The 14,970-nt window shown below is 73.7% G+C and carries 10 protein-coding genes; 7 read left to right on the plus strand and 3 right to left on the minus strand.

Features of this window, described 5'->3' with window-relative positions:
• Positions 1–101 precede the first annotated feature (101 nt).
• Together ACFCY1_RS36715 and ACFCY1_RS36720 are read left to right on the plus strand one after the other, a co-directional pair.
• Positions 102–803 carry a TetR/AcrR family transcriptional regulator gene (locus ACFCY1_RS36715; RefSeq protein ID WP_375877339.1) on the plus strand — a complete coding sequence of 234 codons (702 nt, stop codon included), beginning with the start codon at positions 102–104 and terminating at the stop codon, positions 801–803.
• Between the two features lie 453 nt (positions 804–1,256).
• On the plus strand, positions 1,257–5,267 hold the full coding sequence (locus tag ACFCY1_RS36720; RefSeq protein WP_375877340.1) for an ABC transporter ATP-binding protein: 4,011 nt from the start codon (positions 1,257–1,259) through the stop codon (positions 5,265–5,267).
• A gap of 99 nt (positions 5,268–5,366) precedes the next feature.
• On the opposite strand, the gene ACFCY1_RS36725 is transcribed toward ACFCY1_RS36720, so the two are convergent.
• Entirely contained in the window at positions 5,367–6,374 is a 1,008-nt protein-coding gene (locus tag ACFCY1_RS36725; protein WP_375877341.1) for an ATP-grasp domain-containing protein, read from the minus strand.
• A 124-nt stretch (positions 6,375–6,498) separates the two neighbouring features.
• Here ACFCY1_RS36725 and ACFCY1_RS36730 point away from each other — a divergent pair, with 124 nt between their 5' ends.
• A complete protein-coding gene (locus ACFCY1_RS36730) occupies positions 6,499–7,032 on the plus strand; it encodes an NUDIX hydrolase (RefSeq protein WP_049660777.1) in 534 nt (177 codons plus the stop codon).
• Positions 7,033–7,134: 102 nt separating this feature from the next.
• Here ACFCY1_RS36730 and ACFCY1_RS36735 read toward each other — a convergent pair whose 3' ends face one another.
• Positions 7,135–8,310, minus strand: a complete 1,176-nt coding sequence (locus ACFCY1_RS36735; protein ID WP_375877342.1) for a hypothetical protein — start codon at positions 8,308–8,310, stop codon at positions 7,135–7,137.
• Positions 8,311–8,630: 320 nt separating this feature from the next.
• Complete coding sequence (locus tag ACFCY1_RS36740) at positions 8,631–9,746, minus strand: ABC transporter substrate-binding protein (RefSeq protein ID WP_375877343.1); 1,116 nt, start codon at positions 9,744–9,746, stop codon at positions 8,631–8,633.
• Positions 9,747–10,071: 325 nt separating this feature from the next.
• Between ACFCY1_RS36740 and ACFCY1_RS36745 the strand changes: the two genes are divergently transcribed.
• From ACFCY1_RS36745 to ACFCY1_RS36760, 4 genes are all read left to right on the plus strand, one after another.
• Complete coding sequence (locus ACFCY1_RS36745; RefSeq protein WP_375877346.1) at positions 10,072–11,646, plus strand: APC family permease; 1,575 nt, start codon at positions 10,072–10,074, stop codon at positions 11,644–11,646.
• 177 nt (positions 11,647–11,823) lie between these two features.
• On the plus strand, positions 11,824–12,912 hold the full coding sequence (gene trpS, locus ACFCY1_RS36750) for a tryptophan--tRNA ligase (RefSeq protein ID WP_375877344.1): 1,089 nt from the start codon (positions 11,824–11,826) through the stop codon (positions 12,910–12,912).
• A gap of 122 nt (positions 12,913–13,034) precedes the next feature.
• Positions 13,035–13,991 (plus strand): LD-carboxypeptidase, encoded by a 957-nt coding sequence (locus ACFCY1_RS36755; protein ID WP_375877345.1) that lies wholly within the window; start codon positions 13,035–13,037, stop codon positions 13,989–13,991.
• Positions 13,992–14,056: 65 nt separating this feature from the next.
• A complete protein-coding gene (locus tag ACFCY1_RS36760) occupies positions 14,057–14,731 on the plus strand; it encodes a nucleoside/nucleotide kinase family protein (RefSeq protein ID WP_074005128.1) in 675 nt (224 codons plus the stop codon).
• Positions 14,732–14,970 lie beyond the last annotated feature (239 nt).

The following is a 14,970-nucleotide window of genomic DNA, read 5'->3' on the forward strand; positions in this document are numbered from 1 at the left end:
TGGGCAGCCGGGTGCGGTCCGCCCGTGATCGCCACGTTAATTAACGTTAACTTACGCGCCCAGGTTAACGGCCGATAACCCGACTGTCTACGATGGACGGCATGCCCAACGTCCCCGCCGCCTCCGCGCTCCCCCGCCGTGACCAGATCCGCCGGGAGGCCGCGAGGCTGTTCGCCGCCCGGGGCTTCCTCGGCGTGGGCGTGGACGAGATCGGCAAGGCCGTCGGCATCAGCGGCCCCGCGCTCTACCGCCACTTCGCCGGCAAGGACGCGATGCTCGCGGACCTGCTGATCGGCATCAGCGAGCGCCTGCTGGACGAGGGGCGCCGCCGCGCGGGCGGCGGCGAGGGCCCGGCCGCCACGCTGGACGCGCTGATCAGCGGCCACGTCGACTTCGCGCTGGGCGACCGGGACCTGATCACCCTGCACGACCGCGAGCTGCTGAACCTCAAGGAGGAGGACCGGCGCACCGTCCGCCGGCTCCAGCGCGGCTACGTCGAACTGTGGGTGGACGTGGTCCGGCAGGCCTACCCGCCGCTGGCCGACCCCGCCGCCGAGCCGGTGGCCCGGGCCGCCGTGCACGCCGTCTTCGGCCTGATCAACTCGACCCCGCACAGCCTCGGCCCGAACCCCGACCAGGGCGAGCGCGCCGCCCTCCAGCGCGACGGCATGGCCGCCCTGCTCCACGCCCTCGCCCACGGCGCGTTCGCGGCGGCCGCGGGCTCGGCCGGCGGCCCCGGCGGCCCTGCCGTCCCCGGCGCCGCTGTCGCTCCCGTCGGCGGTCCGGCGGCCGCGGAGGCCTGAGCCCGCATCCCCGGCTCCGGCTCCGGCTCCGGCTCCGACCACGGTTCCGGTTGCGCCCTCGGCTCCGTTCCCGGCTCCGTTCCCGGCTTCGTTTTCGACGAAGAGCGGCCCGGCGGAGAATGGTCGGGAGCGAAGGTCTGCCGGTGAACGCCCCCGTCGGTAGCCCGCCCGGAGCCCGCCCGGAGCCCGCCGTTGGCCCGTCCGGAGGCCTAGTCCCAAAGGACGGCGCCCGTCCGCCCGTGGCCGCTGGGTGTCGCGAGGGTCGTCGGCGACTCTGGAAATGGCCCGGGCGGAGTGGGCCATGCGAGTGTTCGGCCGGGAATCACCGCAGGCCATCGACTGTTGGCGAGTCCGCCGGACCGGATGATCCGGGCTGTCAGGGCCCGTTCCGAACCCGCCCGGGGCGGAAAACGCCGTGGCGACCACCCGACGAAATGGTTAGCATCCCTAAATATGCCTGAGACTCACGGATCCACGGTGGAGCAATCCCCGAGCGGCCCCCCGGCCCCCGGCACGACCCCGGAGGCCCCCGTCGACAGCCCGCAGGCCGCCGTCGGGAACACCGGGCCGGCCGCCGAAGATGCCGCCCCCGCCCCCGACAACGTCCGGCCCGCCGCCAAGAGCGCCGAGGCTTCTGAGCCCGCCCCCGAGGGCGCCGCCGAGTCGGCCGGCTGGCTCAGCCGCCTGGTCGGCTACAGCTGGCGGTCCCGCCGCAGCCTGCTCTTCGCCTTCGGAGCCTCGCTCCTCGGCATGGCCGTCACCGCGCTGGTGCCGCTGGTCACCAAGCTGATCATCGACGACGTCATCGTCGCCCGCACCCGTTCGCTGGTCCCCTGGGCGGTGGTGCTGCTGCTCGCGGCCCTCGTGGTCTTCGGCTGCACCCAGGTCCGCCGCTACTACGGCGGCCAGCTCGCGGTGGACGTCCAGCACGAGATGCGCAGCGACCTGTTCCGCTCGCTCGGGCGGCTGGACGGCCACCGCCAGGACCGGCTGGACACCGGGCAGGTGGTGGGGCGCGCGACCTCCGACCTCCAACTGGTCAACGGCCTGCTCTCGATGCTGCCGATGATGACCGGCTACCTGCTGATGTTCGTCATGTCGCTGGTCGTGATGGTCTGGCTGTCCCCGCCGCTCACCCTGATCACCGTGGTCATGGCCCCCGCGCTGTGGTGGGTCTCGGCGTTCAGCCGCAAGCGCCTCTTCCCCGCCACCTGGGCCGCCCAGCAGGAGGCGGCGGCCGTCGCGGGCGTGGTGGACGGCGCGATCGGCGGCGTCCGCGTCGTCAAGGGCTTCGGCCAGGAGGCCCAGGAGCTCGACAAGCTGGAGACGGCCTCCCGCAACCTCTTCGCGGCCCGGCTCCGGTCGATCCGGCTCAACGCCCGCTACAACCCGGCGATGCAGGCGATCCCGGCGCTCGCCCAGGTCGGCGTCCTGGCCTTCGGCGGCTGGCTGGCCGTCGACGGCAGGGTCACCCTCGGGACCTTCGTCGCCTTCTCCACGTACGTCGCCCAGATGACCGGCCCGGTGCGGATGCTGACCATGGTCATCACCGTCGGCCAGCAGGCCCGGGCCGGGGTGGAGCGCGTCCTGCAGCTGATCGACGAGCGCCCGCTGGTCCAGGAGCGCCCGGACGCCCGCACCCTGGACCTCGCGCACGGCGAGAGCCCGCAGAGCGCGCCGCAGAGCACTCCGGGAGGAGCGCTCGTCGGCCCGCGGACCCCCGACATCGCCCTGGAGTTCGACCGGGTCGAGTTCCGCTACGACCCCGAGCACCCCGCCCCCGTCCTGCACGGCCTCAGCCTGAAGCTGGCCCCCGGCGAGACCCTCGCCCTGGTCGGCGCCTCCGGCTCCGGCAAGTCGACGGTGGCCCAGCTGGTGCCCCGCTTCTACGACCCGGCCGCCGGCACCGTCCGCCTGTACGGCCACGACCTGCGCGACCTCACCCTGGACTCGGTCCGCGCGACGGTCGGCATCGTCCCCGAGGAGAGCTTCCTCTTCTCCGAGACGGTCCGCACCAACATCGCCTACGGCCGCCCGGACGCGACGGACGAGCAGGTGGTCGCCGCCGCCCGCGCCGCCCAGGCCGACGAGTTCGTCCGCGCGCTGCCGGACGGCTACGACACCAAGGTCGGCGAGCAGGGCCTGACGCTCTCCGGCGGCCAGCGCCAGCGCATCGCGCTGGCCCGGGCGATCCTCACCGACCCCCGGATCCTGCTGCTGGACGACGCCACCTCGGCGGTCGACCCGCAGATCGAGGCGGAGATCCACGACGCGCTGCGCTCGGTGATGACCGGCCGCACCACGCTGCTGATCGCCCACCGCCGCTCGACCCTCCAACTCGCCGACCGGATCGCCGTGCTGGAGCGCGGCCGGCTGCTGGACCTCGGAACGCACGAGGAACTCGAAGCCCGATGTCCCCAGTACCGGGCCCTGATCACCGATCCCGAGGCCGGTCACGCCGACCGGCAGTCCGCCCCCGAAACGGCGTCCGACGAGCCGGCGTCCGCAGAGGCACCCGGAACCCCTGTAGCCGGCGCAACCCCCGGAGCCCCGGCGACCCCGGCCGCCCCCGCCCTCCCCACCCCCGCCCTGGCCAAGGCCGCCCGCACCGCCGACCCCGACCTGCTGGACAAGGTCGCGGCCCTCCCGCCCGCCTCCGACGCCCCGGCCGTCCCCCGCGCCGAGGCCGAGGCCGGTGACCCCGACTTCAGCCTGAGCCGCCTGCTGCGCCCCTTCCGCACCCCGCTGCTCATCGCCCTCCTGCTGGTCGCCCTGGACGCGGCGGCCGGGCTGGTGCTGCCGGTGCTGATCCGGCACGGCATCGACGAAGGCGTCCGCAAGGGCCTGATGTCCGGCGTCGCGGTGGCCTCGCTCGCCGCTCTCGTCGTGGTCCTGTTGGACTGGGTGGTGCAGAGCGCCGAGAACCGGGTCAGCGGCCGTACCGGCGAGCGGGTCCTCTACACGCTCCGACTCAAGATCTTCGCCCACCTCAACCGGCTCGGCCTGGACTACTACGAGCGCGAGCTGACCGGCCGGATCATGACCCGGATGACCACCGACCTGGACTCGCTGACCTCCTTCCTCCAGACCGGCATGGTCACCGCCGTGGTCAGCCTGCTGACCTTCGCCGGGATCTTCGCCGCCCTGCTGATCATCGACGCCGGCCTGGCCCTGGTGGTCTTCGCGGTCCTGCCGCTGCTGGTGATCGCCACCCTGGTGTTCCGCAAGAAGTCCAAGGACCAGTACGAGCGCTCCCGCGACCTGATCAGCACCGTCAACGCCGACCTCCAGGAGAATGTGGCCGGCATGCGGATCGTCCAGGCCTTCCGCCGCCTGGACACCAACACCGACCGCTTCGTGGCCCGCGGCATCGCCTACCGCGAGGCCCGGGTCCGGGCCCAGCTCTACATCTCGCTGTACTTCCCGTTCGTCCAGTTCCTCTCCAGCGTGGCCGCCGCGCTGGTGCTGATCGTCGGCGCCTCCCGGGTCGACGCCGGGACGCTGACGGTCGGTGCGCTGGTCGCGTACCTGCTCTACATCGACCTGTTCTTCGCGCCGGTCAACCAGCTGTCCCAGGTGTTCGACGGGTACCAGCAGGCCTCGGTGGGCCTCGGCCGCATCCGCGAGCTGCTGCGCACCCCGACCGCCACCGCCGAGGCGGCCGACCCGGTCCCGGTGGCCGGGGGCCTGCGCGGCGAGATCTCCTTCGAGGGGGTCGGCTTCGCCTACAACGGCGGCGCGGACGGCGCCCCGACCGTGCTGAGCGGCGTGGACCTGCACATCCCGGCCGGGCAGACGGTGGCGCTGGTCGGCGAGACCGGCGCCGGGAAGTCGACGCTGGTGAAGCTGGTCGCCCGGTTCTACGACGCGACGGAGGGCACCGTCCGGGTGGACGGGGTCGACCTCACCCGCTACGACCTGGCGCAGTACCGCCACCGCCTGGGCGTGGTGCCGCAGGAGGCGTACCTCTTCGCGGGCACGGTCCGCGAGGCGATCGCCTACGGCCGGCCGGGCGCCTCGGCGGCCGAGGTGGAGGCGGCGGCCCGGGCGGTCGGCGCGCACGACATGATCGTCCGGCTCTCGGACGGCTACGACCACGAGGTGGCCGGCCGCGGGCGCAACCTCTCGGCGGGCCAGCGCCAGCTGATCGCGCTGGCCCGGGCCGAGCTGGTCGACCCGGACATCCTGCTGCTCGACGAGGCCACGGCGGCGCTCGACCTGGCCACCGAGGCGGCCGTCAACCAGGCCGCGGACCGGCTCAGCGGCGGCCGGACCACCCTGGTCATCGCCCACCGCCTGACCACCGCCGAGCGTGCCGACCGGGTGGTCGTGCTGGACCACGGCCGGGTGGTCGAGGACGGCACGCACACCGAACTGCTCGCCCGGGGCGGCACCTACAGCCGGCTCTGGCAGGCGTTCATCGCCGACGGCCACCCGGCGGCCGAGGCCGTCGCCGCCGGATAGGGCGGCCCCGCACCCGGAGGCCCGCACGCGTGGCCCCGAACCCGGAGCCCGAACACTCCGAGCCGCCTGACGGTCCCTCCCGCGCGGACCGTCAGGCAGTCAGGCGGTGATCAGCGCGGCCAGCAGCTCCGAGGCGTCGATCCCGCGCGGCAGGTCGCTCACCTGCCCGTCCCCGACCTCGACCACCCGCCAGCCGGAGCCGTCCGCCCGGCTGGCGAGGTCGGTGGTCACGAAGCGGCAGCCGAGCCGGCGGACCAGCGCCGGGACGTCGGTGAGGTCGGGTTCGACGGCCCGGCGCGGGGCGTCCGGGTGCGGCCCGACCAGGACGGGCCGGCCGTCCAGCCACCACACCCGGGCCTCCACGGCCCGCCCGCCGCTCCCCGGCGCGCCGCCGTCCGCCCGCTCCGGCCCGGCCGCACCAGCCGTACAGGCCGCACCGCCCGTACGGCTCGCACCGTGCGCGCCGTTCGCGCCGACCGGTCCCGCCGCCGGGACGTCCGCGCCCTCGAACTCCTCGTACCGCCGCAGCACCACGCCGCCCGCCAGGAACTCGCCCTGTAGTTCGACGAACCGTCCGACCACCCGGCCGACGGCCGCCAGGTCGGCCAACTCGGGTACGTAGCAGGCCTCGTACCACTCGTGCTTGCGCGACTTCACGTAGTCCTTGACGATCGCCGGCCCGCGCCCGCCGAGCCGGGCCGCGGCCTCCGCCAGCTCCGCCGGCCCGGGCGCCACCGGTCCCTCGGACGGGATCCACGCGCTGGCCGGGGTCGCGCCCTCGAACACGCCGTACCAGCCGGGCAGTTCATGGGCGGCCGCGTACCCGGGCGCGCTGGTCAGCAGGGTGCCGCCGCGGGCGGTGAGCGCGGCGGCGAAGTGGGCGTACCGGGCGGAGGGCAGCATCCAACCCCGGTACCAGAGCGGGCCGCTGTCCCGCGGCACCCGCAGCACGGCCTCCTCGGCCCGCCCGGCGAGCAGCCCGTCGTGGTCGACCAGGTGCAGCTCGCCGCCCAACTCCCGCAGGGTCCTGGCCTCCCAGGCGAAGTGCGGGTCGGGCCGGCGCGGGTTGAGCGGATCGGCGGGGAAGATGATCGCGGGTGCGGGCATGGCCGTCAGGGTACGGCGGACCGGTGGGCCCGGCGCCCGCCACGACGGACCGGCCGGCTCGTGCACCCGACCGGAGTGCCGAAACCGCTCGACGGCCCCGGACGGTCGCTGGGAGAGTGACCCGATGCGAAATCTGCTGCGCCCCCGCAAACGCAGGCCGAGGCAGGCCGCCCGCACGGTGGTCCTGGACGGGAACGGCTCGGTCTTCCTGCTCCGTTCGGACAACGACGAGGTCGGCGTGCACTGGACCATGCCGGGAGGCGGCCTGGAACCGGGCGAGACCCCGTGGGACGGCGCCCGGCGCGAGCTGTGGGAGGAGACGGGCTGGAGCGACCTCGAACCCGGCCCGCTGCTCTGCACCTGGGAGCACGACTTCACCTGGCACGGCACCCCGGTCCGCCAGCACGAGCACATCTACCTCACCGGCGGCCCGCACCGCGGTCCGGTCGGCGACGTCAGCGCGGTGCACGCCGTCGACCGGATCCTGGACTGGCGCTGGTGGACCCCGGCCGACCTCGCCGACGAGAACGCCGACGCGCTCTGGCCGCCCGCGCTGCCGGAACTGCTGGACGCGGTCCGTACGGGCTGGGCCGTGGACGGGCGGCCGCCGGTGCCCGTCGACCTCGGGTACATCCCGAACGCCCCGGCCACCCGCTAGGCCCGCCGAGTCCGCCAGACCTGCTCGGCCCGCTTGGCCGGCCTGGCCGGCCAAGCCCGCCGGGCCCGCTCGGCCAGTCGCCGAACGGGCCCGGCGGAGCCGTCAGGTGCGCCCGCCGCGCCGGGGCCGCCCGGCCGGACCGGGTTCCCAGCCGTGCAGCTCCAGCTCCCGGTCGTGCAGTGCGGCGGGGTTCATCAGCACCGTCAGCTGGGCGCCGGCCAGCTGCTCGAGGTCGAGCCCGGTGGCGGACAGCAGCTGCTCGGTCGGCACCGAGACGGCGATGGCGGGCCGCCAGGAGGGCAGTACCACCAGGCAGGTGCCGCGGCCGACCCGGATCGGCTGGGCCGCCACGCGGACCGGTGCGCGCTCCTCCGGGCGGCCGAGGGCCTCGGCGGGCCCGGGGCTGCCGCCGATCAGGATGCCGAGCGGCGGTTCGGCCCACGAGACCGCTGCGGCGGACCCGACGGCACCGGTGTCGACAGCAGAAGGGGCGACAGCGCCGGCCCCATCCCCGATGCCGGTCCCGGCCCCGAACGACGGCGTCCGCGCCGCCACTTCCGCCGCATCGGCGGGTTCGCCCACCCGTCCGGTGGCCCCCGGCAGGGCCGGCCCGGTCGGGCCGGACGCGGCCGTCTCCCGTGCGGTCGCCTCCTGCCCTGTCCGGGAGGCCTGCGGGTGCATCCGGCGCAGGCGCCGGGAGGGTGACGGCCGCCGGGATCCCAGGATCCGCGGCTCCTCGTGCGCCGGGCGCTGCGCCGGGACGGACGGGCCGCCCTCCGCCGTTGCGGTGGCGGGCCCGAACCGGACGAACCCGTCCTCGGCCTCCGCGTCGAGGCCGAGCAGGGCCCGCACCTCCGCGACCGGTCGGCGGCACGCGGCCGCCAGCTCGGCGACGGAGCGGCCCTGGAAGTGCGCGGCCCGCAGCCGCTCGGCGAACGCCGCCCGCAGCCGTGCCGTGGTCGGATCATCGTCGTGCGGGTCGCCGTCCGTCCGGTCGCCGTCCGCCGGTCCGCCACCGGCCTCCGGAGCGGCCGCGGGCAGGACGGGCGGCGCCTCCGCGTCGTACCGGCTGCGCGGCTGCGGCACCGAGTCGGGGCGGGCCGTCGCCTCCGGGCTGCCGGGCGCGGCCGCACCGGGCTCGGTGGCGGTCGCGATCGAGCACATCGGTACGGGCGAGCCGGTCGGGTCGGTCGGGGCGGGCGGGGGCGAGGATCCGGCGCTGTCCCGGGGCGGGCCGGGCAGGGACGGGTCGGTTGCGGCGGGGTGGAGCGAGGTCATCTGCGGGCCCTTCGGGAAACGGTCCCGACGATCCTCCCGCACCACGCGATCAGCTCCAAGCGTCCAACCCGATGGTGTGCGCGATACCACCGCGACACCGCCGCGATACCACCACGGAATCACCCGGGGACCGTCGCGGGCCCACCCGGGGCCCACCCGGGGATCGCCCAAGACGGCGCCGGGCGGGCACTGTTGTCGTACGACCGGAACGCCGCCCCGTTCCGCCCGCCGACGCCGACCAGGCCCGGCCGGCCGGGTTCACTCCGGGCTCACACCCGGGCTCACCCGACGGACTCACCCGGCGGATTCACCTGCCTGGCTCAACTGCCGGGTGCGACAAAGCCCTTGAGGTCGTTGAGCACCACGTTCGCCGCCATGACGCCGAGCCCGAGGAACCAGGTCTCGTCCGAAACCGGCCGGGCCTGACCGGACTTGACCGCACCGAGCGTCTTCCAGAGCGCGCCGCCGAGCACCGCGTCCTGGTTGGTCGAGCTGGGGCTGCCGTACACGCCGTAGAAGATCCAGTCGGCGTCGGCCTTGTCGATCTGCTCCGGGCTGACCTCCACCGCGAGCTCCTTGACCTGCTCGATCGCGGGCTGCGGCAGCGGCACGTCGGTGAGGATGGTGCCGATGAAGGAGAGCTCCGCGTAGAGCCGGGTGCGGCCCGGCATGAAGCGCAGTGGCGTGATGGTGGGCCGCTTGTCGCCGAGCTTCGCGCCGATCGCCGCGGCGGCCGCCTGGTACGCGTCGAGCTGGGTCTTGGCCTCGGCCTCCAGGCCGAAGGCGCTCGCGTTGAGCAGGAAGTTCTGCTTCCACGGGTAGCCGGGGCGCAGCGAGAAGACGGTCGGCGCGATCTTGGAGAGCTGCGCGTACTGGTCCTGGGCGCGCAGCTGGCTGCCGAGGATCAGGTCCGGCTTGAGCGCGGCGATGGCCTCCAGGTTGAGGCTGTTGATGGTGCCGACGGCGGCGGGGCTGCCGGCCTTGTCCTTGAGGTAGGACGGCAGGGACTTGGAGCCGTCGGTGTACACGATGCCGACCGGCTGGATGCCGAGGGCGACGACGTTGTCGAGCTCGCCGGTGTCCAGCACCACGACCCGGGTGGGCCTGGCCGGGAGCACCGTCTCGCCCATCGCGTGCCTGAGGGTGCGCGGGTAGACGCCGGGGGCGGCGTCGGTGCCGAAGCCCTTCATCCTCTCGATCACGGCGGCGTAGTCGTCCCCGCCCTGCTTGACCGACTTCTGGTTCGGGGAGGAGCCGCCGCCGGCCGGGGTCGAACCGCTGCTGCCGCCCGATCCACCGGATCCGCCGGAGCTGCCGCAGGCGGTGAGCAGTCCGCCGAGGCCGAGCACCGCCCCGCCGGCGATCCCGGCGGTGAGGAACCGGCGACGGCCGGAGGTGCGGGGGGAGAGGACCGGGTCGTCGGAGGTGGGGGGCACGCGACGCTCCTTTCACGATCGAAATTAGGTTAGGCAAACCTATCCGACTCGGGGAGCGGTGGGGGGAGCGGCCCGTCCGGGCCGGGGGGCAAACCTGGTCGAACCTTGGCAAAAGGGAGAAATTTTCTTGGCCCAACTCCTTTGAAACAAAGGTACATGGGTTAACAAGCCGTAAATACATCCACCCGAACAGCCGTCACGAGAACGAATCGAAGCAAGTGGTTTAGATCACCAAGGGTTGGTCTACTCAACCTTCCATGCCCGCCTCTAGGGTGCGCTGGTGTTTGATCAGCAGCTCTCAGAGCACACGAGCAGCGGCCGGGCAATGGCGCCCGGCGCTCCGCAGGGTGCCCCGGTCAGTGGCATCAGTGGTGGGGTCCCCGTCGATCAGGGGACCGCTGGGGGAGCGGGGGACAAGGGTCTACGGGGCGGTTCCGTCGGCCTGCTGAGCAGTGTGGTGCTGGGCGTCTCGACGGTCGCCCCGGTCTACTGCCTGACCGCCACACTCGGCCCGACCGTCACCGCGGTCGGGGTGCAGATGCCGGCGGTGTTCCTGGCCGGCTTCCTGCCGATGCTGCTCGTCGCGTTCGCGTACAAGGAGCTGAACAAGGACTTCCCGGACTGCGGCACGTCCTTCACCTGGGGCGTCCGGGCCTTCGGTCCCCGGGTCGGCTGGATGGCCGGGTGGGGCCTGACGGTGGCGACCATCATCGTGCTCTCCAACCTGGCCGGGGTCGCGACCGACTTCCTGTACCTGATGCTCGGGGAGATGACCGGCAGCAGCTGGGTCACCGAACTCGACCAGAACAAGGCCGTCCACCTGCTCACCGTGGTCCTGCTGATCGCCGGCGCCACCGCGATGAGCTACCGGGGGATGACCGCGACCAAGTGGTTCCAGTACAGCCTGGTCGGCCTCCAGCTGGCCGTGCTGCTGCTCTTCTCCGTCATCGCCATCGGGAAGGCCGCCTCGGGCGACCTGCCCGACTCGATCGGCTTCTCCTTCTCCTGGCTCAACCCGCTCGAGGTCAGCTCGTTCAGCGCGTTCACCGCCGGGCTGTCGCTGTCGATCTTCATGTACTGGGGCTGGGACACCTGCCTGACCATGAACGAGGAGACCCAGGGCAGCGCCAAGACCCCCGGCCGCGCCGCGATGATCTCGATGGTCACCCTGGTCGGCTCGTACCTGCTGGTCGCGATCGCCTCCCAGATGTTCGCGGGCGTCGGCAGCACCGGCAACGGCCTCGGCAACCCGGCCACCGCCGACAACGTCTTCTCCGCGCTGGCCCGTCCGGTGCTCGGCTCGCCGTGGAGCATCCTGCTCTTCCTGGCCGTCGTCGCCAGCGCCGCCGCCAGCCTGCAGACCACCTTCATCCCGGTGGCCCGCACCCTGCTCGCGATGAGCGCCTACCGCGCCGTGCCGCCGCGCTTCGGCGCCGTCCACCCGCGCTTCCGCACCCCCGGCTACGCCACCGTCGCGGCGGGCATCGCCACCGCGGTCTTCTACGTCGGGATGAGCCTGATCAGCGAGAACGTGGTCCAGGACACCATCCTGGCGCTCGGTCTGATGATCTGCTTCTACTACGCGCTGACCGCCTTCGCCTGCGTCTGGTACTTCCGCCGTTCGCTGCGCACCGGTGTCCGCGCGCTGCTGCTCAAGGGCGTCGCCCCGTTCGTCGGCGGCGTGCTGCTCACCGCGGTCTTCCTCCAGACCCTCACCGACGCCTGGGCCCCCGACTACGGCAGCGGTTCGGTCTTCGGCATCGGCTCGGTCTTCGTGATCGGCGTCGGCATCCTGCTGCTCGGCGCGGGCCTGATGACCTGGTACGGCTTCATCCGGCCGGAGTTCTTCCGCGGCGAGACGCTGCACAAGGACACCCCGGCACTGGTCGTGGAGGACTGACTGCCGCTACCGTGGGGCGCATGAAGCGCTTCATCGGCCTGTGCTGGTGGCCGTCCTAGGACGGCCACACCACTCGCCTGAGCAGGGCCGTCCGGGATGGACGGCCCTGCTGCGTTTTCCGTAGGACGGGCCCCTCGCCCCGGACGGCCGCCACCACCGCCGTACCGAGGAGACACCTTGACCACCGTCCCCGCCACCGTCCCCGCCACTGCCGGTCCCGCCGCTGCTGCGGCCACCGCCGTCGCCGCCGCGTCCGTCCTGTCCGACGCCCCGGCAGCCCACCGCGTCCTCACCGGGGATCGCCCCACCGGACCGCTCCACCTCGGCCACTACTTCGGCACCCTGCGCAACCGGGTCCGGCTCCAGGACCAGGGCGTCGAGATGTTCGTCGTGGTCGCCGACTACCAGGTCATCACCGACCGCGACCTCGCCGACCGGCTCGCCGAGCACACCGAGAACCTCGTCCTCGACTACCTCGCCGCCGGCCTCGACCCCGAGCGGGCGACGATCTTCCCGCACAGCGCCGTCCCCGCCCTCAACCAGCTGCTGCTCCCCTTCCTCAGCCTGGTCAGCGTCGCAGAGCTGGGCCGCAACCCCACCGTCAAGGACGAGATCACCCACTCCCGGCAGTCCGCCGTCAGCGGGCTGATGTTCACCTACCCCGTCCACCAGGCCGCCGACATCCTCTTCTGCAAGGCCGACCTGGTCCCGGTCGGCCAGGACCAGCTGCCCCATCTCGAAGTCGCCCGCACCGTCGCCCGCCGCTTCAACGAGCGCTACCCGCACGCCGACGGCAGCGCCGTGTTCCCCCGCCCGCAGGCCCTGCTCTCCGAAGCCCCGATGCTGCTCGGCACCGACGGCGGAAAGATGAGCAAGAGCCGGGGCAACGCCGTCGCCCTCGGCGCCACCGAGGACGAGACCGCCCGGATCATCCGCGGCGCCAGGACCGACGCCGACCGCCGGATCGGCTACGACCCGGTCGACCGGCCCGAGGTCTCCAGCCTCGTCCTGCTCGCCGCCCTCTGCCAGGACCGGGCCCCCGAGGCCGTCGCCGAGGAGATCGGCGACGGCGGCGCCGCCGCGCTCAAGCGCACCGTCACGGAGTCCGTCAACGAGTTCCTCCGCCCGCTGCGCGCCCGCCGCGCCGAACTCGCCGCCGACCGGGGCCACCTGCGGCAGGTCCTGCGCGACGGCGCCGAGCGGGCCAACGCCGTCGCCGACGCCACCCTCGCCGAGGTGCGGGAGGTGATGGGGGCGGCGATCTGAAGAGCCCTCACGTCGGCCGGCGGACATCGGCCGGTCGGCACGGGGCATATCGTCACCGGGCGGTCGCGGCCACGGCGCGACCGCCCGAACCCCGCTTCCGCGTCCGAAAGGTGGCCCGGCCCATGGACCAGCACCCGACCACACCCGGCCAGGGGCTGACCCGCCCGCCGCACCTGCGCCCCGGCGACCACGTCGCCGTCGTCGCCCCCAGCGGTCCCGTCGACGCCGAACGTCTCACCGCCGGGTGCGCGATCCTCCGCTCCTGGGGGCTCCGCGTGACCGTCGCCCCGCACGTCCTCGACACCCACCCCACCCTCGGCTACCTGGCCGGCACCGACGCCGACCGCGCCGCCGACCTCCAGACCGCCTGGCTCGACCCCGCCGTCGACGCCGTCATCTGCGCCCGCGGCGGGTACGGCGTGCACCGCATCGTCGACCTGCTCGACTGGACCGCGATGCGCGCCGCCGCCCCCAAGCCCTTCATCGGCTTCAGCGACGTCAGCTCCCTGCACGAGGCCTTCGCCCGGCGGCTCGGCCTCGCCACCCTGTACGGACCGCTGGCCGCCGGCGCCTCCTTCGTCTCCGACGGCCCGACCGCCGAGCACCTGCGCCGCACCCTCTTCGACCCCGCCGCCGTCACCGTCCTCACCTCACCCACCGCCGCCCCGCTCGTCCCCGGCCGCGCCCGCGGCGTCACGGCCGGCGGCTGCCTCCACGTCCTCACCGCCGAGCGCGGCACGCCCGCCGCCCGTCCCTCGTACGAGGGCGCCGTCCTGCTGCTCGAAGACGTGAACGAGCACCCCTACCAACTCGACCGGCTGCTGACCCAGCTCCTGCGCTCCGGAGCCCTCGGCGGCGTGGCCGGCCTGGCCCTCGGCTCCTGGGAGGGCTGCGGACGGCCCCAGCGGGTCCGGGACGTGATGCTCGACCGGCTCGGCGGGCTCGGCGTCCCCGTGCTCTGGGAACTGGGCTTCGGCCACTGCCCCTCCACCCTCACCGTCCCGCTCGGCGTGCCCGCCCTGCTCGACGCCGACGCCGGCACCCTCACCCTGGACCTGCCCGCCCTCGCCGACCGCTGAGCAAAGAGGTGCACTGAGCAAAGAGGCGCACTGAACAGGAGGCGCGCGCTGAGTAGGGTGCGGCCATGAACGAGGACCGCCTCACCGCCCTTGCCCTCGGCTTCCTCCGAGGCCCGGGCAGCAACGCCCGTACGATCCTCGGACTTGCCGGCCCGCCCGGCGCCGGCAAGTCCACCCTGGCCCGCCATCTGGTCGCCGAGGTCGAGCGGGCCGAAGGCCCCGGCACCGCCGCCTACGTCCCGCTCGACGGCTTCCACCTCTCCGGCGCCCAGCTCGACCGCCTCGGCCTGACCCACCGCAAGGGCGCCCCGGCGACCTTCGACGCCCACGGCTACGTCGCCCTGCTGCGCCGGATCGCCGGCGACCGGTTCCAGGACATCTACGTCCCGGACTTCGACCGCACCCTGGACGAGCCGGTCGCCGCCCGCCACGTGGTCCGCCCGCGGACCCGGCTCGTCATCACCGAGGGCAACTACCTCGCCTCCGCCGAAACCCCCTGGCCCGACGCCCGCCGCCTGCTGCACGAGCTCTGGTACGTCCACGCCGAGGACGAGGTCCGCGAGGAGCGCCTGCTCCGGCGGCACCGCGACGGCGGCCGTGACGAGGCCACCGCCCGCCACTGGGTCACCGGCAACGACCACCCCAACGGCGAGTACGTGAAGCCGGGCCGGGCGCTCTGCACCCGCACCGTCTCCGGGACGGGTTTGCCTCCGACGCCGGACAGGGGTAGTGTTTCCTAGTCGCTCGGCAGGGAGCACCGGACACGCGTCTGCGCGGACGGTCCCGGAGCGGCCAATCCTCTGAAACACCACTTCCGGTTCGTGCCGGTCGTTTGCGCTTTTCGGCGCTGTGACCTGGTGCTTATTCGGCGTGCTCGTTTTATCGGGTTGCGGTCGGATTCGCTTTTCGGAGCGGGGATCGGCTAGAGTTTGAAACGTCGGACAGGGCGTCAAACCCCGGAAGACACCGGCGAGTTGGA

Origin of the sequence: Kitasatospora sp. NPDC056273, assembly GCF_042268845.1 — a bacterium.
In the GTDB taxonomy this organism is placed as follows: domain Bacteria; phylum Actinomycetota; class Actinomycetes; order Streptomycetales; family Streptomycetaceae; genus Kitasatospora.